Origin of the sequence: Spirosoma profusum (assembly GCF_014699005.1) — a bacterium.
In the GTDB taxonomy this organism is placed as follows: Bacteria; Bacteroidota; Bacteroidia; order Cytophagales; family Spirosomataceae; genus Spirosoma; species Spirosoma profusum.
Window position 1 is genome coordinate 44,164 of the sequence record NZ_JACWZY010000015.1, and the last position, 25,661, is coordinate 69,824.

At 47.1% G+C, this 25,661-nt stretch carries 19 protein-coding genes and 1 tRNA gene; 14 read left to right on the top strand and 6 right to left on the bottom strand.

The features are described from left to right. From IC229_RS17620 to IC229_RS17630, 3 genes are all read right to left on the bottom strand, one after another. Positions 1-816, bottom strand: coding sequence for an enoyl-ACP reductase FabI (locus IC229_RS17620; protein ID WP_190888328.1), 816 nt, complete (start codon positions 814-816; stop codon positions 1-3). 134 nt (positions 817-950) lie between these two features. Continuing rightward, the gene (locus tag IC229_RS17625; protein WP_190888329.1) at positions 951-1,988 is read right to left on the bottom strand and encodes an alpha/beta hydrolase; all 1,038 of its coding nucleotides are present in this window, start codon (positions 1,986-1,988) and stop codon (positions 951-953) included. Continuing rightward, positions 1,985-3,379 (bottom strand): methyltransferase RsmF C-terminal domain-like protein, encoded by a 1,395-nt coding sequence (locus IC229_RS17630; RefSeq protein ID WP_190888330.1) that lies wholly within the window; start codon positions 3,377-3,379, stop codon positions 1,985-1,987. Before IC229_RS17630 ends, IC229_RS17625 begins: the two co-directional genes overlap by 4 nt. Before the next feature lie 47 nt (positions 3,380-3,426). Here IC229_RS17630 and IC229_RS17635 point away from each other — a divergent pair, with 47 nt between their 5' ends. From IC229_RS17635 to IC229_RS17650, 4 genes are all read left to right on the top strand, one after another. Further along, entirely contained in the window at positions 3,427-3,954 is a 528-nt protein-coding gene (locus IC229_RS17635; protein ID WP_190888331.1) for a KdsC family phosphatase, read from the top strand. A 57-nt stretch (positions 3,955-4,011) separates the two neighbouring features. Continuing rightward, positions 4,012-5,283: an adenosylmethionine--8-amino-7-oxononanoate transaminase gene (bioA, locus tag IC229_RS17640; protein ID WP_190888332.1), complete on the top strand. Its 1,272-nt coding sequence runs from the start codon at positions 4,012-4,014 to the stop codon at positions 5,281-5,283. Positions 5,284-5,336: 53 nt separating this feature from the next. Then, a tRNA-Gly gene (locus IC229_RS17645) sits at positions 5,337-5,409 on the top strand. A 597-nt stretch (positions 5,410-6,006) separates the two neighbouring features. Beyond that, positions 6,007-7,578, top strand: coding sequence for a sensor histidine kinase (locus tag IC229_RS17650; RefSeq protein WP_190888333.1), 1,572 nt, complete (start codon positions 6,007-6,009; stop codon positions 7,576-7,578). A 71-nt stretch (positions 7,579-7,649) separates the two neighbouring features. Here IC229_RS17650 and IC229_RS17655 read toward each other — a convergent pair whose 3' ends face one another. Further along, positions 7,650-10,601: an FAD-binding and (Fe-S)-binding domain-containing protein gene (locus tag IC229_RS17655; RefSeq protein ID WP_190888334.1), complete on the bottom strand. Its 2,952-nt coding sequence runs from the start codon at positions 10,599-10,601 to the stop codon at positions 7,650-7,652. 478 nt (positions 10,602-11,079) lie between these two features. Between IC229_RS17655 and IC229_RS17660 the strand changes: the two genes are divergently transcribed. Together IC229_RS17660 and IC229_RS17665 are read left to right on the top strand one after the other, a co-directional pair. Beyond that, positions 11,080-14,217 (top strand): SusC/RagA family TonB-linked outer membrane protein, encoded by a 3,138-nt coding sequence (locus tag IC229_RS17660; RefSeq protein ID WP_190888335.1) that lies wholly within the window; start codon positions 11,080-11,082, stop codon positions 14,215-14,217. A gap of 130 nt (positions 14,218-14,347) precedes the next feature. After that, positions 14,348-15,829, top strand: coding sequence for a RagB/SusD family nutrient uptake outer membrane protein (locus tag IC229_RS17665; RefSeq protein WP_190888336.1), 1,482 nt, complete (start codon positions 14,348-14,350; stop codon positions 15,827-15,829). 63 nt (positions 15,830-15,892) lie between these two features. Here the strand turns inward: IC229_RS17665 and malQ are convergent, their stop codons facing one another. Next, positions 15,893-17,476, bottom strand: a complete 1,584-nt coding sequence (gene malQ, locus IC229_RS17670) for a 4-alpha-glucanotransferase (RefSeq protein WP_190888337.1) — start codon at positions 17,474-17,476, stop codon at positions 15,893-15,895. Positions 17,477-17,763: 287 nt separating this feature from the next. Here malQ and atpD point away from each other — a divergent pair, with 287 nt between their 5' ends. From atpD to udk, 4 genes are all read left to right on the top strand, one after another. Continuing rightward, positions 17,764-19,290: a F0F1 ATP synthase subunit beta gene (gene atpD / locus IC229_RS17675; RefSeq protein ID WP_190888338.1), complete on the top strand. Its 1,527-nt coding sequence runs from the start codon at positions 17,764-17,766 to the stop codon at positions 19,288-19,290. A gap of 99 nt (positions 19,291-19,389) precedes the next feature. Beyond that, on the top strand, positions 19,390-20,079 hold the full coding sequence (locus IC229_RS17680; RefSeq protein WP_223834059.1) for a hypothetical protein: 690 nt from the start codon (positions 19,390-19,392) through the stop codon (positions 20,077-20,079). Positions 20,080-20,164: 85 nt separating this feature from the next. Continuing rightward, positions 20,165-20,410, top strand: coding sequence for an ATP synthase F1 subunit epsilon (gene atpC, locus IC229_RS17685; RefSeq protein WP_190888339.1), 246 nt, complete (start codon positions 20,165-20,167; stop codon positions 20,408-20,410). A 123-nt stretch (positions 20,411-20,533) separates the two neighbouring features. Then, entirely contained in the window at positions 20,534-21,154 is a 621-nt protein-coding gene (udk, locus tag IC229_RS17690) for a uridine kinase (RefSeq protein WP_190888340.1), read from the top strand. A 4-nt stretch (positions 21,155-21,158) separates the two neighbouring features. Here udk and IC229_RS17695 read toward each other — a convergent pair whose 3' ends face one another. Then, a complete protein-coding gene (locus IC229_RS17695; RefSeq protein ID WP_190888341.1) occupies positions 21,159-22,199 on the bottom strand; it encodes a ferredoxin--NADP reductase in 1,041 nt (346 codons plus the stop codon). Positions 22,200-22,379: 180 nt separating this feature from the next. Here IC229_RS17695 and nadA point away from each other — a divergent pair, with 180 nt between their 5' ends. Genes nadA through nadB form a run of 4 tightly spaced genes read left to right on the top strand, consistent with a single transcriptional unit; the run spans position 22,380 to position 25,529 of the window. After that, positions 22,380-23,369, top strand: coding sequence for a quinolinate synthase NadA (nadA, locus tag IC229_RS17700; RefSeq protein WP_190888342.1), 990 nt, complete (start codon positions 22,380-22,382; stop codon positions 23,367-23,369). Between the two features lie 15 nt (positions 23,370-23,384). Further along, positions 23,385-23,609: a hypothetical protein gene (locus IC229_RS17705; protein WP_190888343.1), complete on the top strand. Its 225-nt coding sequence runs from the start codon at positions 23,385-23,387 to the stop codon at positions 23,607-23,609. A 40-nt stretch (positions 23,610-23,649) separates the two neighbouring features. Further along, positions 23,650-23,928 carry a type II toxin-antitoxin system RelE/ParE family toxin gene (locus tag IC229_RS17710; protein ID WP_223834060.1) on the top strand — a complete coding sequence of 93 codons (279 nt, stop codon included), beginning with the start codon at positions 23,650-23,652 and terminating at the stop codon, positions 23,926-23,928. 8 nt (positions 23,929-23,936) lie between these two features. Next, positions 23,937-25,529, top strand: a complete 1,593-nt coding sequence (gene nadB, locus IC229_RS17715) for an L-aspartate oxidase (RefSeq protein ID WP_190888345.1) — start codon at positions 23,937-23,939, stop codon at positions 25,527-25,529. Positions 25,530-25,661: the final 132 nt, after the last annotated feature.

Consider the following 25,661-nt stretch of genomic DNA (forward strand, 5'->3'; position numbering starts at 1 on the left):
TTACTCTTTCGCCAACAAGCCCATTACCTCTTCCGAAATACCGGTCATCGAGAAACCGCCATCGTGGAACAGGTTCTGCATCGTCACCATGCGGGTAAAGTCTGAGAATAACGTAACGACGTAATCGGCGCACTGGTCGGCGGTAGCATTACCCAGCGGAGCCATTTTTTCAGCGAATTCGAAGAATTTATCAAAACCACCAATACCACTACCTGCTTTCGTAGGTGTAGGCGACTGCGATACTGTATTAACTCGTACGTTCCGGTATTTACCGTAGTGGTAACCAAAGCTACGCGCCACCGATTCGAGTAAAGCTTTTGCATCGGCCATGTCATTGTAGAAAGGGAATGTGCGCTGAGCCGCCATGTAGGTGAGCGCTACTACAGAACCCCATTCGCTGATGGCGTCGAGTTTATAGGCAGTCTGCAACATTTTGTGCAGCGACATCGCCGAAATATCGACGCTTTGCTTGTACCATTCATAGTTCAGGTCCGCGTAGGCTTTCCCTTTCCGGACATTGGGACTCATCCCGATACTGTGCAACACAAAATCAACTTTGCCGCCCAGCACTTCCTGCGACTTGGTGAACAAATTTTCGAGGTCTTCAACGGACGTAGCATCTGCCGGAATGATTTCGGCATTACACTGTTCCGCCAGTTGATTGATCGCGCCCATCCGCATGGCAATGGGAGCATTGGTAAGGGTAAAAATAGCGCCTTCTTCTTTCGCTTTCAGAGCGACTTTCCAGGCAATCGATTTGTCGTCTAAGGCACCGGAAATGATGCCCCGTTTTCCGTTCAATAATCCGTAGGCCATGTTTTTTAATGGGTAATGGAAAATGATGAATGATAAACGATGAGTGATGAACGAGTTTGCGTCGGCCCATTCATCACCGCTCCGGCGGCCCGGTCATCGTTTATCACTCTTCACTAAATCTTCCCAAAGTTAGCTTATTTTTTTGGGCGAAGGACTACCGGGCTTGAAGGAGCTGAGGCTGCAGGCAGTTTCATTACGTTAGCAAGAAAGTTTTCGGTGGACCGGTAAACGCCCGGCAAATCCTTGGAAGTGAAGTGGGAAGCAATGACATGTGCGTCTGCATTCGGAAAGGCCAGCTTTTGTTTAGTACGTTCCGACGTACCCAACTGATCATACATCGTGAGCATAGCTTCTACCGACACAACTTTATCCTGATTGTCTTCGTCTTTGTAATAATAACCCATGAAAACGGGCTGCTTTACTTTCTGAAACTGCTCAGGCGTCATGTACCGATCAATCATGGTTTGCAGCGTGAGCAGGCCGTTCGTGTGGTATTTGGGTAGCCAATACACCGCCCGTTGGCCACTATAATACGTATTGGCAATGTGTTTGTCCGGAAAAACCTGATCAATAATTTGTTGCCCCCAGGGGCCAGTTACCAGACGTAACGCGGGATTAGCCACGGCAATGCAGGGTGAATACAGTACCAATCCTTCTATCTCGGGATGGCGGGCCGCCAGATAAAGCGCCAGCATACCTCCCGCCGATGTACCCATTACGATAACCTTCTCGCCCAGGGCTTTTCCGACTGCCAGCGCACGTTCGGCCGAAGCGGCATAATTGGAAGGCGTTATATTTTTCATTGCATCGGGCGAATTGACTCCATGTTCGGCAGTACGTGCCAGATAGAGATTACAGCCAAAATGACGCGCAATTTGTTTGTGAATCGGATCGCCCTCGGCCCAGCTTGCCGAAAAACCGGGCAGATAAATGATGCTGTAAGGCGTTTTTACTTTTCGCAAGGTATCGGCCCAGACAATCCGGGCTTCGTTGTCAGGACGCAGGTTAGCCGCCCGCTCAGCATCACCGATACGTTGTTCGAGTCGTAACAAGTCAGTATCAACCGTAACCAGCTCATCCTGAACCGGATCTGATTTAACCATCGGACCAAGCATGTACCCCACAGCCATAACCGCTATCAACAGCCCGATAATAACCCAAACGCGTTTCATGAGTATTCTTTGATATCCATTCTGATTCGCCAGTCTTTTGGCAGATAATTATTTACCCGATTACCCACGCCTTTTACCCAGCCTAAATTCAAGCCTCTATATCGAACTGTTAACCAACCTTTAACGATTTCATCGGGCACTAAATTTTCTTTTTTAAAGTAACGTAGCGCGTCTTCTTTATTGAGTTCCAAAGCCGGTAAATCTTTTCGAACCGACGTACTAAGCGCCAGCGCGTGCGACGGGATAAAATCCTGGCCTTTGAACTGACCCATTTCCAGACCGAAACCTTTCTGGCGCAACGTACTGTCTAAAAACAGAAACGTTTTTTCGAGCGATTTCGGTAAAGCCATTACGTCGCCATTTGGTTTTTCCCAGAACGAAAAATCGGTTGGATTCTGAAGCCAGCCAGATGCGGATGTCGTTTCACGGGGACGTAGTGCGCGGATGCTCCGAAACGTACGGGCATCAACCTTTACAGAAGCCGTGAAAGCTGTTTTCTTGAAAACACTGATAAAAAAGCCTTCACCACGCACCCGATGCGGATAACACTGATATCCAACCGCCCCATCCACTTCCTTTTCCACTACGTTCCAGTCAGCCGGAAAGCTAAGCGGTCGATTTCGAAAGCCGTTTTCTGACAGGAATCGGACGTTGTCGGTATTTTCGGCGTCGTTATACGTACAGGTACTGTAAATCAAAATACCGCCTTCATCGAGCAACGGAGCGGCCGCGCTCAGAATGCGTTTCTGACGAGCCGAGCAAAGCGCTACGTTGTCTTCCGACCATTCCTGAACCGCTGACGGATCTTTCCGAAACAACCCCTCACCCGAACAGGGCGCATCGACCACCACTACGTCGAAAAAGCCCGCCAATTTATCCAGTTCGTTCGGATCGTGGTTACTAATCACTACGTTCGGATAGCCCCATTTGTCCAGATTTTCACGTAGCACCGACACCCGACTTCGAATTACTTCATTGCAAATCAGCAGACTATCAGGAGACAGCATCGACGCCAGTAACGTACTCTTCCCGCCGGGAGCCGCGCATAAATCCAGCACACGTAGCGGCCGATCCAGCCTGACGGTTTGACGTAACGCTTCGCTCAACAACATAGAAGAAGCTTCCTGAACGTAGTACGCCCCAGCCTGAAACAGTGGATCGAGCGTGAAGTTCGGGCGTTCAGGCAAATAGAACCCTTCGGGGCACCAGGGAACAGGAATTAAGTCAGACGTATCAAACGCAGGCTTGCTCGGGTTCAGCCGAATACTGACAGGAGTCAATTCCATTAATGCCTGCTGAAATTGGGAGAAATCGTCGGGTAATTGCGCCTGCATTTGCTTTTGAAAGGCGGTTGGCAATGCCACTGGAAGCTGGTCGGAAGAAGGATTCATCAGGCAAAAATACGGAACTGTCGGGCGGTTTTCGTTAAACTTGCAGCATGGCAGCAACACATGAACAATTTAGCCGAATCAGGACATTTATTTTCGATGTCGACGGCGTATTGACCAATGGCGATGTCCATCTCCTGGCGTCGGGCGAGCGTTTTCGGACTATAAATATCCGCGATATGTTTGCGATTGAGCAGGCATTGCAGGCAGGTTTTCGCGTTGGCATCGTCTCGTCATCCAATGCAGAAGGCGTGCGTAACTGGCTGACAAACATGAATGTAAAAGATATTTTCATGGGCGGCCCCATCGATCAGAAAGTGAATGCCTACCTTGGCTACGTAACACGCGACGGTCTCAACGAATCCGAAATACTCTACATAGGCGACGACCTCCCCGATTATCCCATCATGAGCCGACCCAATGTATTGAGTGCCTGTCCTGCCGATGCGGCCGATGAAATTCAGGCTATTAGCCGGTACATCTCACCGAAAAATGGTGGTCAGGGAGCCGTCCGCGACGTAGTAGAGCAGGTGATGCGGGCGCAAGGCAAGTGGGGGAGTATACTGAAAACTGTATAATGTGTTTACTTACCCACCCATTTCTCATTATCCATTAAGCCTTATTCATTACTAATTATGAGTGATTTAGCAGAGCGTGATCGGGCGGTTATCTGGCATCCATTCACGCAAATGCAGTTGGCCCCACTACCAACTCCTATTGTACGTGGTGAGGGCTCTATTTTGTATGGTGCTGATGGCCGTACGTATCTGGATATGATTTCATCGTGGTGGGTCAATTTGCATGGGCACGCTCATCCCTACATTGCCGAGCGCGTATCGGAACAGTTACGAACGCTAGAACACGTCATTTTTGCGGATTTCACCCACCAACCTGCCGTCGAACTAGCTGAGCGTTTGCTGGAAATTTTACCAGTGAATCAGGCGAAAGTATTTTATTCCGATAACGGGTCTACTGCTGTTGAGGTTGCTCTGAAAATGGCGTTTCAATATTGGCACAATCTCGGCAAACCCCGTCAGAACGTAGTGGCGCTGGAAAACGCCTACCACGGTGATACGTTCGGAGCGATGGCGGTGGGAGGACGTAGTGCGTTTACGGCTCCGTTCGTTCCTTTTCTATTCGATGTAGATTACTTGCCATTTCCATCGGCCCATCAGGAATCCGACGTATTGGCGCAAGCTGAAAAGCTTTTAACGGACAACGTAGCAGCTTTGATTATTGAACCGCTCGTCCAGGGAGCAGGCGGTATGAATATGTATTCGCCTGATACGTTGGATAAACTCATCCAGATAGCTCGTCGCCACAACGTACTGATTATTGCGGATGAAGTGATGACCGGCTTCGGTCGAACGGGTCGACTGTTTGCTTCCGATTATTTGCGGGAAAAACCTGATCTGATGTGCCTATCCAAAGGGCTTACGGGAGGCACAATGGCATTGGGCGTAACAACCTGTACGCAAGCCATTTACGACGCGTTTCTGTCTGACAATAAGTTTAAAACCCTTTTCCATGGGCATTCGTTTACGGCTAATCCGCTTGCCTGTGCGGCTGCGCTCGCCAGTATGGATTTGCTGTTAAGTAACGATACGCAACATAGTATTCAACGTATTGCGCAACGTAACGCCGACTTCGCTCAACGACTTACTACGTATCCAACTGTTGAAAATATCAGGCAACGAGGCTCATTACTCGCCTTTGATTTGAAAGCTGGTGAGCAAACATCTTATTTTAACAGTATTCGCGACGTAGCGTATACCTTTCTTCTGGAACGAGGTATACTGATGCGCCCACTGGGGAACGTATTGTATCTGATTCCACCTTATTGCACCAGCGACGAGCAGTTAGATTACGTTTATCAACAAATTGAGCAATTGCTTGTAACGCTATAAATCGTTTAAGGACTTGACATTTCGATGTAAATCGTTCAAATTTGTTTCGTTATGCGGGAGTAGCTCAGTTGGTAGAGCGGCAGCTTCCCAAGCTGCAGGCCGTGGGTTCGAGACCCATTTCCCGCTCAAAGTTAACCAATTGACAATGAGCCGATTAATAGAGATATTGGTCGGCTTCTTCTATTCTAGATATCACTTTGGTACAACGTTAGGTACAACAAAAAGAAAAATGCTTTCAATGAGGTGGGTTTATAATGTAGTCGTTATTCTGTCACTTTTATTTGCATTTGAGCAATGTAAGCAGCCATCGGTAGATATTCCGGCCAGTACCATGCCCACCCACGACAGTAATATGACTTAGTCATTGAAGACGTAATGAACCTGTTTAAACTTTCGAGAATAGATCAAAAATGACTGTTTTGTCATTCTTTCTGCGTCAGAATGACAAAAACCTATCTAAACAAAAGCTTAAACAGGTTCAGCACTAGTTTGGTGATAATGCAGTGATTGCATGGGCAGCAGATACTGATCAGCCAAAATACCAGTTGCCATTACTGCCTTCGTACGCAGTGCTTCTATTGGCCGTTCATGCCTGTATAAACGTTTCTTAAAATACGAACTTATCCATAATTTAGGGCCAAGATGAGTATGGACAGCGTCCTCAGCGTCCTGTAAGTCTACACAGAATGAATAGTAGAACCTATTAATGAAAGGCAGTTGCTGATGCGTAAATCCTCAACTAATAGTAGTGGCTTAGCCTTCCATTTGCCACTGATTAATGCGATGCCGGGCAAGCATCTGATTCTGTTGCCTGATCCCTCTTTTACAATTGCGGCCGTCTCAGACGACTACTTGGCTGCTTTGGGTATTCAACGCGATTTTCTGGTAGGAAACGGCCTGTTCAAGGCATACTTCAAGCAAAAGAACAATCAGGGCATTTCTGAACAACTCCTGCAATCGCTGACACAGGTCGTACAGACAAAACAAATCCATTTCATGACCGATCAGCATCACCAATGGCCTAATATCCAAACTGGCGTATTAGAGTGGCGTTCCTGGCGGCCAGTCAATAAGCCGGTAATAGACAGTGATGGAGAAATTGTTTTTATTATTCACACGGTTGAAGATGTGACCAATGAGCGGCAACTGGTGGAAGTAGCAGAGGCTAACCAATATCTGCAAACCATCATCAATTTGTTTAAAGAACCATTGCAGGTATTAAAGCCCATTTTTGAAAACGGCGAAATCATCGACTTTCGCTTTCAGCTCACCAACCAGGCTTATGCCTTTTATGCCAACACTACACCTCAGGGGCTGCAAGGCAAAAGGGTGGGCGAGGTTTTCCCTGGCTATTTCGAAACGGCCAGCTTTACCAAGCCAGTAGAAACCTATAAAACGGGCCAACCGCTTACCTTTGAAATTCACTACGACAAAGACGGGCTCGATTTATACAATTTGATGAGTACCTTTAAGCTGGATGAGGAGGTAGTGATCCACTTTACTGATTTTACCAATCTGAGACAGTTGCAGTTTCAGCTTGAGAACAAGATTGACGAGTTGAATCGCTCTAACGACAATCTGCAACAGTTCGCCTACATCGCTAGCCATGATTTACAGGAGCCTCTGCGTAAAATTCAGTCGTTTAGTACGCTACTGGCTACCGATCTGGAGGGCAAGTTAAGCCCAAGCAACATTGATTATCTCCAGCGCATCAGCAGTGCAAGCACCCGTATGTCCAGACTGATTAAAGATTTGCTGGATTATTCCCGCCTATCAGCCAATCAGCAATCATTCAGTCCAGTCTCGCTGGCAAGTGTAGTTACAGATGTATTGACCATGCTCGACTGGTCAGTTAGCCAGGCAAATGCTCAGGTAGACGTCGGGCCCTTACCCATCGTTAACGGGGATGCCGGGCAGCTAGGGCAGCTATTTCAGAATCTTCTCTCAAATGCCCTCAAGTTTAGTCGCCCCAATCAACCGCCTAAGGTAGAAGTCAGCAGTGAACAAGTGGCTAAAAGTGCCTTACCTGTGGGCTTTAAACCCAAAAGTACATCAACCATGTTCCACCAGATCAGTATCTGCGATGAGGGCATTGGGTTTGATGAGCAGCATGTAGAGCGAATATTTCAGATCTTTCAGCGCCTGCACGGTAAGCATCAGTATTCAGGAACGGGCATCGGGCTAGCCATCTGTCAGCAGGTGGTCAACAATCACGGCGGTTATATTACGGCCACCAGTAAGCTTGGCGAAGGGTCCGTTTTCTGGGTGTATTTACCAGTGACCTCTTCCCAGTAAACTGGGCTACTCAAAAGTAGCGAGTTCAGGCGTCTTATCGCTCTGGGAAATCACTTGGCGAAAAAGTTACGTTATGCCAATGCTTCGAATAAAATTTCAGCGGGGTGTTTGGCAGCTCGATGCGTACCATCTTTAATCTGATGCCGACAGGACGTACCAGGGGCCGCAATCAATACGTCGTCGGGCTGTTGGCGTACGGTTGGGAACAGCACTAATTCGCCTACCTTCATTGATACGTCATAATGCTCCGCTTCATAGCCAAATGAACCAGCCATGCCGCAACAGCCTGATGGAATCAGTTGAACGTTATAATTCTTAGGAAGGGATAACGCCTTTTTACCGGGCACCTGCGATGAAACAGCTTTCTGTTGGCAATGACTATGCAGTTTAACGAGTCGGGTATCCGTTGTGAACTGATCAGTTCGAATACGCCCAGCCTCCATCTCGCGACTGATAAATTCCTCGAACGTTAATGCGTGATCAGCGATACGTCTTGCGTCGGCAACCAGTGACTCATCAACCAAATCCGGGTACTCATCCCGGAACGTCAGAATGGCCGATGGCTCCAAACCAACCAGTGGCGTCTCGGCAGTCACTACGTCCTTCAAAAGCTTCACGTTACGTTCGGCCAGCGTTTTGGCATAAGTCAACATACCTTTTGACAGAGCCGCCCGGCCACTCTCACCATGCTCGGGGATAACGACATCGTATCCTAATCGCTCAAACAACTGAATGGCTTTTTGCCCGACTTCTACGTCGTTAAAATTCGTAAACTCATCGCAGAACAAAAGCAGTGTACGGGACGTAGCAGAATTTGACTTCTGCTTTCTACTACCAGCCCAACGCTTTAACGTAGTACTACCCATTGACGGCATACTACGTTCGGGGTGAAATCCGACAACACGGTTGGCGATACGTCGGAGAGCGGGCGTACCCAATATACCGTTCCAGGCCCAGGGAACAAAAGAAGCGATACTCGACAGCCGGGCAAAGTTGGCAATGAGCCAGGAACGTATCGGCACGCCATTGGCGTCATAATAATGCTGGAGAAACTCAGCTTTGAGTTTTGCTACGTCGACGTTCGAAGGGCATTCGCTTTTGCAGGCTTTGCACGACAGACACAAATCGTAAACTTCCTTGATTTCCTGGTGATCAAAGCGGTTTTCTTTCGGGGAACGTGTCAACATTTCCCGCAGAATATTGGCCCGCGCGCGAGTTGTGTCTTTTTCGTTACGGGTAGCCATGTAGCTGGGGCACATAGTTCCGCCCGATGCCTCCGTTTTTCGGCAGTCGCCTGAGCCGTTGCATTGTTCAGCGTGTTGCAGCACGGTCTGGTCTTTGTAGCGGAAATACGTTTGAAATGTCGGCGTCTGCTGACCAGCCTCATACCGCAGAAACGTATCCATGGGTGGCGTTTCGACAATTTTACCCGGATTGAAAATGCCGTTTGGGTCCCAGGTATGCTTGATTTGCCGCATCAACTCATAGTTGTGCGCGCCCACCATCTGCGGAATAAACTCACCTCGTAAACGCCCGTCACCATGCTCACCCGACAATGAACCGTCGTATTTTTTTACCAACGTAGCAATTTCTTCGGCAATGAGTCGGTATTGTCGATGGCCTTCAGCCGTTTTCAGATTAAGAATTGGTCGCAGATGCAATTCACCCGAACCGGCGTGAGCGTAGTGAACGGCATGCATGTTGTTCTTTTGCAAAATCTCGTTGAAATCCCGAATAAAGTCGGGCAAATCTACTACGTCCACTGCCGTATCTTCAATAACGGCCACCGCTTTTTCGTCGCCGGGGAGATTACCCAACAGACCAAGACCGGCTTTACGTAGCGTCCAGATTTTTTTAGAATCCTCGCCAAACAGCAACGGATAGTGGTAACCCATACCAGCCTCCTGCATCTCGGCAACCATTGCAGCCGTAAGCGCTTCAATCTCAGCGCGCGTATCGCGAGAGAGGTCAACGACCAGAATAATCGGGAAATGGTCGGTAGGTGTTTTCTGGACGAAGAAACTGTTTTTCCGTTGCTCCGGATTTGTATCGGCCCGCTCCAGAATGATATCGTCGATCAGTTCAACGGCGTAAGGCTTGTATTTCAAGGCAACCAACGTAGCACGTAGCGCTTCATCGATGGAGTGACAATGAACACACACAAGCCCGCTTTCTTTCGGAGGCAGCGGTACTATATTCAGCTTGATTTCAGTCAGGAAACAAAGTGTACCTTCAGAGCCCGCAATGAATTTGGCCATATTAAACGGCTCGCCCTCAGAGGTAAAAGGAGCCATGTCAAGCAACGTATCAAGCGCATAACCCGTGTTACGTCGTTCAATCGTCTTTTTGGGAAAATTCCGACGTATCTCTTCCTGATTAGCCGGATTCGATAGAATGGCGTTTGTTTTCAGCAGAATCTTATCCGCTAACGTAGCAGAACCATTTCTGCGGCTTGCCTCGCTTACCTGCTTTGTGAAATCCCAGCCACTTGTTGGCCCAAATTCGACTTCAGAACCGTCTGATAATAAAGCTTTAACCGCAATCGTATGTTCACGTGTAGCACGGTACACGACTGAGTTAGAACCACACGAATTATTTCCGACCATTCCACCGATCATGGCCCGATTGGCTGTCGACGTTTCGGGACCAAAATAAAGGCCGTACGGTTTCAAAAATTGATTTAGTTCATCACGCACAACGCCGGGCTGCACACGTACCCAGCGCTCTTCGGGGTTGACTTCCAGTATCTTCGTAAAGTGCCTGGAAACGTCGACCACGATACCACTACCAACGACCTGACCGGCTAACGACGTACCGGCTGTTCGCGGAATAAGTGATGTTTTGTGCTCCTGAGCAAAGGCAATTAATGTCTTTAAATCATCCAGAGTTTTAGGGATAACTACGGCTGTAGGCACTTCCCGATAAGCTGAAGCATCCGTAGCGTAGAGCGTCCGGTACGTATTGTCGTCAAATAAGTCACCAGCCAATTGGCTAGCCAATTTTTTTAATGATTCCGCTCTCATAGATATTGCAAAAACACTCGGCAGAGCCAGGAAATAAATATATGGCACAAAAATAGGTGTATTTGACTACAATATTTTAGGTAAAGTCGTTGGAAATGGCATGAATTCTCATCCAAAAATCTATAAATGTGACACGATTAACTCTATTTTAAAACATTAATTATCAATACTTTAAGATTTATATGATTCTACAACAAATTTAAATAATTCAATATATTATCGGTAATTAACAAATATTATGACTCGATATTGACAGACACTTATCAGATTTTAACCTAAGGTTTCTTGTATTTTGGCAATAACATGATGTAATTTGCTAACTAGTTCGAGTTTACATGCTATAAATTCTCAGCAGGATACTACGATTAAGTCACAATCAGTGACTTATAGGTTAAAATTTCACCTATTTATATGAGAAGTATAGCCTACTCAACTCGACTATCGAACCTAATATATGTTTAACTTTTATTGGAAACCTATGATGGACAAATCCTACAAATTCAACCACACTAGTGGTTACGTAGGTCAGGTTGAGTTATCTCAACCCCAGCAGTCTGGTTGGAAGGGGCTTTCTTACTTCCTATCTATGCTGGTGATGGCAATGTTGCTGAGCAACTCAGCAGCCTGGGCGCAGGGACGTACCGTAACGGGTCGAGTAACTGACCCCACCGGGTCAGGGCTACCTGGGGTGAGCGTGCAGATTAAAGGGACGCAACGTGGTACAAATTCTGACGCTGAAGGCAAGTACTCCATCGCCAATGTACCTGATAATGCAACGTTGGTGTTTAGTTTTATTGGTTTTACGTCGCAGGAAATTCCGGTTGGTAACCAATCGGCTGTCGATGTGAAACTGTCTGACGACACAAAAGCACTGGAAGAAGTCGTGGTGGTAGGTTATGGTACTGCCAAACGGAAAGATCTGACGGGGTCAGTGGTACAGGTTACCGCGAAAGATTTTAATGCTGGGGTTAACCCCAACCCGCTTCAGGCTATTCAGGGTAAAGTAGCTGGTCTGGTTATCACCGCTCCTTCGGGCGATCCTAACCAACAGCCAACGGTTCGTTTGCGTGGTTATACCTCGCTGGCTGGTGGTAGCGATCCACTTTATGTAGTGGATGGGATGATTGGTGTTCCCATCAACACCATTTCACCCTCCGACATTGAGTCGATGGACGTATTGAAAGATGCCTCTGCTGCTGCTATATATGGTTCACGGGCTGCTAACGGCGTTATCCTGATTACTACCAAACGCGGTAAGTCGGGCAAAACGACTGTATCATTTAATAATTACATTGGTGTATCGACCATATCCAGTCAATATGAAATGCTGGACGCACAAGGTTATCGGGATGCCGTTACTCAAATTAAAGGAGCTTCGGCATTAAGTGATTTACAGCGTTTCCCCGCTGGAAATTACAATACCGACTGGACGAAGGAAGTTACACAGAACGGAACCGTCAATAATCATGATCTTTCTATTGCAGGTGGTTCACCAACGTTCAGCTATCGTGGTTCACTCAACTATATTGATCAGAAAGGTATCATCAAAAATACTGGTCTGGATCGTATAACAGGTCGTATTAACCTCGATCAGAAGGCATTCGACAACCGACTGAACATTCAGTATAATCTGTCATACTCCGAAACAAACAAAAAGTATGACAGTGGCATCATCGGCCGCGCCGTTACGTTCCTGCCAACATTGCCTGTCCGCAATGCTGACGGGTCGTATTATGAGGTTGGTGGTAGTTTTGACCTCTTCAACCCGGTTGCTATGCTGGAGAACGTTATCAACAACGGTGTACAGCGGTATTTGCAGGGTGGTATGAACCTGCGCTACGAGGTGCTGGACGGACTGACACTGGGTGTTAATGGTCAGATACAGCGGGATAACACCGTCAATAACTTCTACACCAATCCAGCTATCAAAGCCTTTGCCGCTAATAATGGTCGTGCTAGCCGGAGTTTTGAGGAGAAGAATACGAAATTGCTGGAATTGACGGCTAACTATACCAAAGGATTTGGAAGCCAGAACAGCAACTACTCGGTATTAGCGGGTTATTCATATCAGAACTTTGATAATGACGGCTTTCGTGCAGCCAACAGTGGTTTTGTGACGCCTGATATCAATTATAGCAACCTGGGTCTAGGCTCAGGTACGCTGGTTAGCCCTGCTAACAACTATGCTAACTCATACCGCAATAACTCGAAGTTGATTTCCTTCTTTGGTCGTGCTACGTTGAATCTGAATGACAAGTACAACGTGACGGCTACAGTTCGCCGGGATGGTAGTTCTAAATTTGGTTCTAATAACAAATGGGGTGTGTTCCCATCGGTGGGTGCAGGCTGGACCATTACCAACGAGTCCTTTTTTCCGAAGAGCAACACCCTCAACTTCCTGAAACTTCGTGTTGGTTACGGACAAACAGGTAACTCGGAAGGTATTGCTGCCTACAACTCCATTCAGTTGTATGGCCAGAAAGGTACCTACTACGATGGTACGCTGGGTGACTTCCTGCCAGGCTATGGCATTACGCAGAACGCGAATCCAAACCTGAAGTGGGAAGTACTGACTACATCGAATGTTGGTTTGGACTTCCAATTGATCGGTGGTCGCTTCTCTGGTACGCTTGAGTACTATAATAAGTTGACCAAAGACATGCTCTATCCGTACTCTGTACCTTCGGATGGTATTACGTACTTTACCAACTCGATTCTGGCCAACGTTGGGTCGATGCGTAATAGCGGGTTTGAACTATCCTTTGGTGGCGATGTAATCCAGACCGGTAGTTTCTCCTGGAATTCACGGGTTGTAGGTGCCTATAACAAAAACACGATTGTTACCCTGTCAAATGATCAGTTTAGCAATGGACAGGTTCGCTTCAACGCCTTTAATGGTCGTGGTCTGTCCGACGTGTTTGCGTCTTATCTGGTACCTGGCCAGCCATTGGGAGAATTTAATAATGTGCCTACGTTTACGGGTAGCTACTCATCAGACGGTCAGCCATTATTGAAAGCTGGATCTGGAGATACGCCGGTAACGGAGGTAGGGAAGGCAGATGCGGCTGCGGGGGTCGCTTCAGGAAACTATGTCAAACAGGGTAATCCACAACCGTTCCTGAATGCCTCGTTTATCAACACATTCCGTTATAAAGGATTCGATGTATATTTCCAGTTACGCGGAACGTTTGGTAACACCATCCTGAATGCCATACGGTCGAACCTGTTAATTCCAGGGTCAATCCTGGAAACTAATATGCTGAAAGGTGTAACGGACTACCCTAAAAACTATGGCGTGAACGTACTGACGTCAAACTGGCTTGAAAGTGGTTCATTTGTGCGGTTCGATAACTGGCAGATTGGCTACAACATCCCACTGCCAGCCAGCAAGTACATCACGAACGCCCGAATTTATGCTGGTGGTAATAATCTGTTTATCATTACTAAATACAAAGGCATAGATCCTGAACTACAGGTAAAAGCTGATTTACAAACGAACGATGTTGGTGCAATTCAGCAAGCGCCTAATGCCGTTGGTTTGGATGGGGGTGGCTATGGAAACGTTGTTTACCCCAAAACACGCACGTTCCAGTTGGGTCTTAATCTGACCTTCTAAACTGGTTGTAGTTCACAAGTCGGATATAGTATAAAAAAATATCCGGCTCGTGAAAACTTTTTTAGTTAACACAGCGTACATAGTTCATTCACAAATAAGCGCTGTAACTAGTTAATTATCAAAAACTTATATGAAACAAATAAATATAAAATTGCTTCTGGGCTGCTCGGCGCTGGTGCTGGCAAGCCAAGCCTGCACCGATCTGTCTGAGACAACCTATGATGTCATTCCAACCAGTGGTACGTTTGGCAGCACGGCTGGACAGCAGGCGGCTTTGATTGGGCCACTCTATAATGGTCTGGGTGACTATTATGGAAATATGTCCAACCTAAACACGACCACAGACGAGCAGATTGTGCCGACGCGGGGTGGTGACTGGAAAGATAGCGATAACTGGAAACGGTTATATCAGCATACCTGGGACCCTGTTACGGATAATGGTCAGTTCAATGGCCCCTGGACCTGGTGTTACAACAATATTACCAGTATTAACCAACAGCTAGGATCGATCACGGATGTAAACACTAAAGCTGAATTAAGGGCTTTACGAGCTTTCTTCCATTATCAGGCTATGGATTTGTTTGGTAATGTCATCATTTCTGACGCAGTGACTGCGGCAACCCCAAAGCAAAACACTCGTGCTGAGGTATTCGCTTTTGTTGAAAAAGAACTTTTGGCGGTGTATCCAAGCCTTAGTGATGTATCAGGTGGTGCTTATTATGGCCGTATGAACAAGTGGGCAGCTGATATGATCCTGGCTAAAATGTATTTGAACGCACAGGTTTATACTGGTACCCCCCGCTGGGCTGACTGTATCACTCGTTGTGATAATATTATTAAGTCAGGAAAATTCGTGCTTGCTGGAGATTATTTCGCCAACTTCGTTACGCAGAACCAGGGTTCCAAGGAAATTATTCTGGCAACGCCCTTCGATAAATCGAAACGGGAAGGTATGAACGTACAGATGAAAACGCTGCATTACCTGAACCAGTTAACCTATAACTTGGGAACGGCTCCCTGGAATGGCTGGGCAACGGTAACTGAGTTCTACAATTCCTTTGATGATAAAGACGCTCGAAAAAAACAGTGGATTGTAGGGCAACAGTATGATGCGGCAGGTAAACCGCTGATGGACGATGCACTGCCTATGGTATTCAGACCGGAAGTTGAATCATTCGTGTTTGATGCGGGGGCTAATGGCCGTTTGGCGGGCGCCCGTAGCCAGAAGTATCAAATCCAGGCAAACAATACGTTTACGAGTCAGGATAACGATTTTGTAATCTACCGGTTAGCGGATGTATTGATGATGTCAGGTGAAGCTAATTTCCGGTTAGGCAACGTAGCAGCAGCTGTGAGTCTTTTCAACAGTGTTCGTGCACGGACAGGTATGCCAGATTACACGTCTGCTACGCTAAATTTAAATGAAATTCTGGCTGAACGTGGTCGTGAATTGGCATGGGAACAACATCGTCGACAGGACTTGATCCGCTTCGGACAATATACTAAGGCATGGCGCTTAAAGCCTGCTTCCCAGGATTTCCGTCAATTGTTCCCAATTCCAAAAGACCAGTTATCGCTAAATCCCAATTTGAAACAAAATCCAGGTTATTAATTGGATTTATTTAAACGTGGTAAAGCGGTCCCGAGATATCTTGGGACCGCTTTCGTTTTTGGATTAACCCCTCCCCGTCATTCGAGTTAGTTGCAGCAGCTTTTTGGCTACCCGATTGGTTAGTTGATCCGATTGCAATCGCCATTGCCAGCTTCGGCCACCCAAACCAGGTGTATTCATCCGATGGGTTTCATCCAGGTTCAGAATATCCTGAACAGGCATAATGGCTAACCGGGCGACCGACTGCATAGTCAGGCGGCAAATCTGGTCGACCACGCTTTTTTCGGTGACTTTAAAGCCAAGATAATTATCGATACGTTTACGGTGAATTTCATCGGACTCACGAAACCAGCCAAGTGTAGTGTTATTATCGTGCGTTCCGGAGTAAACGACAAAGTTTTCAGTATGATTATGGATAGCATACGTAGAGGTAGGCATATCGTGCCCAAAACCAAACTGGATTACCCGCATTCCAGGAATACCATAATGCCGCAAATAGGGCTGAATATCAGCCGCTTTCGCCCCTAAATCTTCGGCAATGATTGGTAAATTGACAAACTGCCGGTGCATGGCGTGCATAAAAGCCTCGATGGGCGCTTTTACCCACTCCCCTACCCGCGCCGTCGGTTCGCTGGCCGGAATTTCCCAGTATTCGGCAAATCCTAAAAAATGGTCGAGTCGGGTCAGGCTATACAACGACATCTGATGACGTAATCGCTGCATCCACCAGGCAAATCCGGTACGTTCGTGTTCGGGCCAGTCATAAATCGGGTTACCCCAACGCTGCCCATATTCGCTGAAATAATCGGGTGGTGCACCGGCCACAAAGAGCGGCTGAAAATTAGCATCCAGTTTGAATAATGTTGGATTCGCCCAGACATCAGCACTGTTAAACTGAACGTAAATCGGAATATCCCCAATAATATGTATTTTCTTCTGGTAGCAATAAGCCGTCAGTTCATTCCATTGCCGCAGAAAAAAGTACTGCATCACTTTTACAACTTCGATCGAATCGTGCAGTGTTTTTGCCTCACGCGCCAACGCAGCCAGATCGCGCCGAACAAGTTCTTCGGGCCAACGTACCCAGGTTGGTTCGCCAGTTGCTTCCTGCAAAGCCGTAAACAAAGCATAATCGTTTAGCCAATCAGCCTGCCAGGCACAAAATCGGTCATAATCACTACGTTGCGCAGGATTTGCTTCGCGTAGAAACGTTTGGGCCGCTTTTTGGAGCAGTGGTCGTTTTTTTATCCAGGCCGCATGAAGTGTAGATGGAGCCAGCACCAATGGCCCGGCCAACACACCAGCATCCACATTACCCGACGTAGCAGTAGGCGACGTAACGGTTACGTCCTGAACCGGTTTTTCGTTGAACACGAGCAGGTCACTTTTTTTAAGCCATCCTTCGTCGGCCAGTTTCTCCAGGCTAATCATAAGTATATTGCCAGCAAAAGCCGATGGGCTGCTGTAGGGAGAAAAACCAGAACCAGGGTCAACGGGGGTAAGCGGCAAAATTTGCCAGTACGTTTGTCCCGAAGTTTCCAGGAAATTAGCAAACCGATAGGCTTCAGGCCCTAAGTCGCCGACGCCATGTGCTGAAGGCAGCGATGTAATATGAAGGAGTAATCCGCTGGAACGTTGTTGAAGCATGCAAAAAAAGTCGTCAGTCAGTGGTTTATAGTCGTCTGTGAGCGCCTGTCATGGCATGGAGTAAACCACTACTAACTGACGCTTGCAGACTATCGACTTGTTTTTGTACAAATCCGCTCCGGGCTGATTTTGTTTAGCTTTTCTCGTAAAAACCTTATTGCCAAACCCCTTCGGTTCATAAATGACTAGAAAATGACAAAGAGCTTCCTTGACCTTACGCTGTTTTTCTCCTAATTTTGCAGTCCCAAACAAAGGGCAACATTTCAATCAAGCAATACCATATACAAATGAGTAAGGCAACCGCAGTCAATATAGGTAAGATTACGCAAATAATCGGGCCGGTTGTGGACGTGAGTTTCGAGGGCGAAGGCACTCGGATTCCCGCCATTCTAGACGCGCTCAAAGTCACGAAAACCAACGGTCAGGAGGTAATTCTGGAAGTTCAGCAACACCTTGGCGAAGACCGGGTTCGGGCCATTGCTATGGACTCGACAGACGGATTATATCGCGGTCTGGACGTAATTGACCTTGGTACGCAAATCACAATGCCCGCTGGCGAAGGTATCCGTGGCCGACTATTTAACGTAGTAGGACAGGCTATCGACGGTATTCCTCAGCCAGCATCGATCGGCGCTCGCCTGCCAATTCACCGGGGTGCTCCAAAATTTGAAGATCTTGCTACGTCGACCGAAGTACTTTTCACGGGTATTAAAGTAATCGACCTGCTGGAGCCTTACGCAAAAGGTGGTAAAATTGGTCTTTTCGGTGGTGCCGGTGTGGGCAAAACCGTATTAATTCAGGAGTTGATCAACAACATCGCGAAAGCCTATTCGGGCCTGTCGGTATTTGCCGGCGTGGGCGAACGTACCCGCGAAGGAAATGACCTGCTCCGCGAAATGATTGAAGCCGGTATCATCAAATACGGCGAAGGTTTTAAGCATTCGATGGAAGAAGGCGGCTGGGATTTGACCAAAGTTGATTTGGAAGAAATGAAGGCAAGCCAGGCCACATTCGTATTTGGTCAGATGAACGAGCCACCAGGAGCCCGTGCTCGGGTAGCCTTGTCGGGATTGACCATTGCTGAACACTTCCGCGATGGTGACGGCGAAGGTGCTGGCCGTGATATTCTTTTCTTCGTCGATAACATTTTCCGCTTTACGCAGGCGGGTTCGGAGGTATCGGCTCTGTTGGGTCGGATGCCATCGGCCGTGGGTTACCAGCCTACGCTGGCTACCGAAATGGGTGTGATGCAGGAACGTATCACCTCGACCAAACGTGGTTCTATTACGTCGGTACAGGCCGTTTATGTACCTGCCGATGACTTAACTGACCCTGCTCCAGCTACTACGTTTGCTCACTTAGATGCAACAACTGTATTGAGCCGGAAAATTTCGGAGTTAGGTATCTACCCCGCTGTTGACCCACTCGATTCAACGTCGCGGATTCTAAGCGCTGAAGTTCTGGGTGATGAGCACTATAACACCGCTCAGCGCGTGAAGCAAATTCTGCAACGCTATAAAGAATTGCAGGACATCATCGCCATTCTGGGTCTGGAAGAACTTTCTGAAGAAGACAAACTGGTAGTTGCCCGCGCTCGTCGTGTACAACGCTTCCTGTCGCAGCCGTTCTTCGTAGCTGAACAATTCACCGGTCTGAAAGGCGTACTGGTTCCAATTGAAGACACCATCAAAGGCTTCAACGAAATCATCGACGGCAAATACGATCACCTTCCTGAAGCGGCCTTCAACCTAGTTGGTACGATTGAAGACGCCATCGTGAAAGGTGAGAAATTGCTGAAAGAAGCAGGTCAATAACGTAGTGTGGCATTGGTTTCGGAGCATTACATTACTTTTTCTGAGACCAATGCCCCTTTCCCAAGTCTCAATCGTTTTTAAAGCATAAAAACCGATTTTATGAAAACTATTCGTTTTGACTTGGGAATGGCCTGTCTGTTATTCAGTTTAGTGGCACTACGTTCATTTGGGCAGGAAACTCAGCCAACGTCTCTATCTGTAGAGGAGCCAAAGAAAGTTTTGGGTGCTATTCAGGATACGTCAATTACTCCTGGCGTTTCTGCTACGTTGGCACAGGGCGACGCTGCCACGACTCATTTAGACAACGCAGTAGCTGCACTTAATAAGGGCGACAAAGCTACTTCTACCCAAGAACTTCAGACTGGTATTGCTGGTTTGGAAGCGCAGGCTAAAACGGATAAAACGTCCTTTAAAGACAAATTACTGGCCCAGGCAAGCAAACTAAAAGCATTGCTCCCATTAATTCCAGATGGTGCCTTAGGAAATGGTGTGCTGGGAAAAGCTGTCAGTTTAGCCAAACTAGCCTCCGGCGGCAGTAAACTTGAAGGACTTTTAGCGGCTGGCTCGTTGCTCGGTAAAGGTAGCCAGTTAACTAGTGGCTTGTCAGGCATCGGTAGTGCATTATCGGGATTAGGCGGAGGTACTCAATCGTCAGGTCAGTCGCTGATAACCAAAGCGCTGTCTACCGTTGGTAAACTTAACCAGGGTGGTTTAGTGGCGAAAGCGGCCGAACCAGTTGTCAAAACCGAAGTTAGCAGTTTGCTTAATTTGATTAAAGGAGCTTTATAAAAGTGATGAGTGATGAACGATGAGTTATAAGTGGCTGACGCGTATAAACTCATCGTTCATCACTCATCATTCATCACTGAATAATATGACATTAGATATAATCACTCCCGACCGTAAGGTCTTTTCCGGCGAAGCTAGTGCTGTTACGTTTCCGGGTAGCGAAGGTCAGTTTCAGGTATTGAACAACCACGCACCGATGGTAAGCACTCTGGATCGTGGGCCAATTATCGTTCAGACAGCGTCTGGGCAGGAAACGTTCACTGTTGACGGTGGCGTAGTGGAAATACTTCAAAACAAAGTATTAGTGCTGGCTGAAGCTATAGTAGCCTGAATAAATGTCTATTTTTGTTAAAAAGCGATTCACTTGCTGTAAGTGAGTCGCTTTTTTTGGTTATTAGATACCAAATTTTCCTGCTTTAATTTTCGCCTACTTTTTCGTTACGTTTACTTCATCATGGCTACCAAACCCTTCATCGTCGGTATTACCGGCGGCAGTGCGTCCGGCAAAACGTCATTTCTAAAGGACGTACTGAATGGATTTAGCGAAGACCAAATCTGTCTTATTTCGCAGGATAACTATTATCGAACTCTCGACCATATTCCGCAGGATCAAAACGGTATTTATAATTTCGACTTGCCCGTTACGATCAACCACGAGCTGTTCGCCCAACATTTAAGCGAGTTACATGCCGGAAGAATCGTGAAAACGCCAGAATACACATTTAATAACCCGAATGCCATCCCCCGAACGCTAACGTATCGACCTACGCCGATTATCATTGTTGAAGGTTTATTCGTTTTTCATTTTTCAGATGTAGCCAGTCAGTTGGATTTGAAGGTGTATATAACGGCCAAAAACCGCATTAAACTCGACCGACGCCTGATTCGCGATCAGGCCGAGCGGGGGCTTACAGAAGAGACGATCCATTACCAATGGAAATATCACGTTCGTCCGGCTTATCAGGAATACGTGAAACCCCATAAAGACGAAGCTGATATTGTTATCCCGAATAATAACCACTATAAAAAAGGTTTGGACGTATTAATGGCGTTTTTGAAGACGAAGGTCGAGTAACGCGCTACACGTCAATCAATACCCCCTCACTTTCAGGATAACCAGTGCAGGTTAATACCCAACCTTCGGATAGGTCGCGTTGAGTTAATACGTCGTTGATTGTCATGTGAACTTTGCCGGAGAGGCAACGGGCAGCACAGGTAGAGCACCGTCCACCCCGGCAACTATACGGCAACGGCACACCTTCGTCCAGAGCCGCTTGTAGGATTGATTTGTAAGCTGGCACCTGAATTTCGATTTCTCTTCCCCGGAAACGTAGCAAAACCGTTTGGTCTTTGGCAATGGCGGGCGGTGGTGCCAGTACAACGGTTTCGACTACAAAATTTTCTCGTCGAATCTGCTCCGGTCGGAAGCCGCTGAAAACAAGCGTAAACTGTGCCATACGCATGTAATCGCTGGGACCGCAAACGTAGAAATGAAGCGTTTCTGGTTCTGACGTACCGATTAATTGAGGAAGTAAGCGTTCGAGTAATACGTTGTTTAACCGCCCTCGCAAGCCACTCCAATCGGCAGGCGGGTTGCTCAGTAGATGGAATAGTCGAAATCTTCCCTCAAATTGTTTTTCCACAACGGCCAGGTCGTCCCTGAAAATAATGCTACGTTCGTTTGAATTACTGTACAGCAACGTAACGCGCCGGGTCGATTCAGTACGTAAAATTTGTTTTAGCAACGCGAACAAGGGAGTTATACCGCTACCTGCGCCCAGCAACACTACGTCCCCCGGCTGACTATCATCAAACGTAAACCGACCAGCGGGCAACAAACTAGTCAGTAGGTCGCCCACACGTAACGTATCGTGCAGGTAGCGTGAGATTTCACCGTTTTGAACGCGCTTAATAGTTAATTGTAATTCTTCGTCAGACGCTGAACTAAGTGAATATGATCGTCGGACTTCATGTCCATTGTGAATCAATATCAGGGTTAAGAACTGGCCTGCGCGATACGTAACGGTTTTTCCGTCCACTGTTTCCAGGAAATAGCTTCGGGTATCAGCCGTTTCGGAGATGATACGTGTGATACGTAGTTTCAGAAAATCGTCGGTCATGAACTGGCAATTACTTGCTATCAAAACACATCAATTAACAAAGGTTGTTTGAAAGCCGAAAACGTTTCCCCAAATTCGCCCCGCGCGGTCTGACGTAGTATCATCTATTTTGACGAAAAATGTTGATACTGTGACTTTCCGCCAGCTTCATTGTTATTAGATAAAGCAACTACACAACTAATGGAAGCACTCCTGGAAGAAGTTCAGCGCGTGGGATACGTAAATAAACCGGTTGACGAAGACATTGATTTGGTGGCCGAAATTAATCGGTTAAAAAAAGAAAAGAACGCGGTTATTCTAGCACATTACTACGTCGATGGGTCAATTCAGGATTTAGCCGACTACATAGGCGATAGTCTTGGTCTGAGCCAGCAAGCGGCCGCTACGCCCGCCGATATGATTGTTTTTTGTGGGGTTCATTTCATGGGCGAAACCGCTAAAATTCTGTCGCCCCAGAAGAAAGTAGTTATTCCCGACCTCAACGCCGGCTGTTCACTCGCTGACTCGGCTCCTGCTGACAAGTTTGCCGCCTTTAAGGCGCAATATCCTGATCATATTGTGCTGTCGTATATCAATTGCTCAGCCGATATAAAGGCGTTGTCCGACATTATCGTTACGTCGTCGAACGCGCTGAAAATTGTGGAAAGTCTGCCCAAAGAACAGAAAATTATCTTTGCGCCTGACGCCAATTTGGGGCGTTATATTTCGAAAAAGACGGGTCGAGATATGGTTCTCTGGGATGGCGCTTGTATTGTTCACATCGATATTTCGCTCGAAAAACTGCATAAGCTACGGATACAATATCCTGAAGCCAAGTTCATTGCTCACCCTGAATGTCAGGAGCATATTCTGAGCGAAGCTGACTACGTTGGTTCGACTACAGCCTTGTTGAAATACGTAGTCGATAGTCCGGAACAAACATTCATTGTTGGCACCGAAGCGGGTATTCTGCACAAAATGAAGCAGGCAGCTCCGCACAAGAAAATTATTCCGGCCCCCGCCAGTCAGAACAATACATGTGCTTGTTCGGAATGCCCATACATGAAAATGAACACGCTCGAAAAAGTGTACAACTGCATGCTTTATGAGCAACCCGAAATTATCGTTCCGGAAGATGTGCGTTTGAAGGCCTATGAATCAGTGGCACGCATGTTGGAGTTGAGCAAATGAAATTTTAGAAAAGTCATGCAACAAATCATATTGCAGCCCCAGACACCTGATGAACTTCGTCTGATAAAGCAGTTCGCCAAGGTGATGAAGATTAAGACTATCGCGGTAAAGGAGACATCCGCTAAGCAGAAAGAAGAAGAACTGCTTGATCGGATTGAACGGAGCGCTCGTCAGGTAAAAGCGCATCTTGACGGAAAAATTAAACTCAAATCGGCACGGCAGTTACTCGAAGAGCTTTGAGATTATTGTCACCGATGATGCCGAACGTAATGTACGGCAATTGAAAAAGAAATATCGTTCGTTTAAAACTGACTTTTCTGAATTGTTAGATTCTCTAGAAGTTTCCCCTCAACAAGGCGAACCACTTGGCAAAGATGGTTATAAAGTTCGTCTTGCTATAAAAACTAAACAGAAAGGCAAAAGTGGGGGTGCCAGAGTAATAACGTGTGTCAAGATTGTCAATGAACAGGTCTTTATAGTTGCTGTTTATGACAAGAGCGAATACGCTACGTTGACAGATAAAAAAATTGAGCAACGGCTGAAAAACGCAGGCCTGTAATTATTTCTATGCCCCATCAATTTGATTTTCTGATTATTGGCTCCGGTATCGCGGGCCTGACTTATGCCACCAAACTGGGCATGCATTTTGAAAAACTTGGTCAGAATGTACGTATTGGCGTTATCACGAAGGTGCAGGCCGACGAAACGAATACCAAGTATGCCCAGGGTGGTATTGCCGCCGTTTGGTCGGAAGATGACTCTTTTGAGAAGCATATCGAAGACACAATGGTGGCCGGCGATTTCCTGAGCGATCGGCATATCGTGGAAATCGTTGTGCGCGAAGGCCCTGGCCGTATTCGTGAATTGATCGATTATGGCACTCGCTTTGACAAAGAACACGACAGTACTGACTACGATTTAGCCAAGGAAGGTGGTCACTCCGATTTCCGGATTCTGCATTTCAAAGACATTACGGGAGCCGAAATTGAACGGGCTTTACTTGAAAAAGCCAATTCACTAAAATCCATTGAGATTTTCACTCATTTCTACGCCGTTGAACTCATTACGCGCCACCAACTCGGCGAAACCGTTCACCGGTACGATACTGATAACAAATGCTTTGGCGCCTACGTATTGAATACCAAAACGGGACAGGTTGAGCGATTTATGGCGAAGACGACCTTGTTAGCTACGGGTGGTATCGGTAATATTTACCAGAGCACAACAAACCCCAACATTGCTACCGGCGATGGCATTGCCATGGCGTATCGGGCAAAAGGGATTTGCAAGGACATGGAGTTCATCCAGTTCCACCCAACAGCCTTGTATGAACCCGGCAAGAAACCTAACTTCCTGATTTCGGAAGCAGTACGCGGTTTTGGCGGTGTGCTACGTACCAAAAAAGGTGCTACGTTCATGGAAAACTACGATCCGCGCTTATCACTAGCTCCCCGCGACGTAGTAGCCCGCGCTATCGACTCTGAAATGAAAAAGTCGGGGGATTCGCACGTGTATCTGGACGTAACGCACTGCGATTACGAGAAATTCGTCGAGCATTTTCCGACCATCACCGCTTACTGCCGCGACAAGCTGGGCCTGGATTTACGAAAAGATTACATTCCAGTGGTACCGGCGCAGCACTACCTTTGCGGAGGCATACGTGTGAATGAGTGGGGGCAAACAAACATTCAGTTTTTATATGCTGTAGGCGAATGTTCCTGTACAGGCTTACACGGTGCCAATCGACTGGCTTCCAATTCGTTGCTCGAAGCCGTTGTGTTTGGGCATCGTGCCTACGAAAAAACCGTTGAACTGCTAGATCAGGCTGTTTTATCTGACAATATTCCTGAATGGAATGACGCGGGTACTACACATCAGGAGGAATTAGTGCTGGTTACGGAGATGAAAAAGGAGCTGGAATCCATTATGTCGAACTACGTTGGTATTGTACGTACCAATAGGCGGTTAAAACGCGCCATGGACCGGCTTGAACTGATTTATCTGGAGCATGAAGAACTATATCGGCAATCGAAAGTGTCCGTTCCCATTTGCGAGCTACGTAACATGATTGAAGTGGCCTATCTCGTTATCAAAATGGCGATGGCCCGGCGCGAGAATACGGGCCTGCATTTTAATCTGGATAACGTAAAAGCGGAATAAGGCACGAACTGCATCTGGCTGTTCGGCAACGGAACGTTGCAAAAACATTGTATAGTTTACCACGCCTTTTTGCAGCCTATCGGTTGCGAAACAGCCAGAGGCAGTTTCAGCCGCTTACTTCACTGCTCTCAT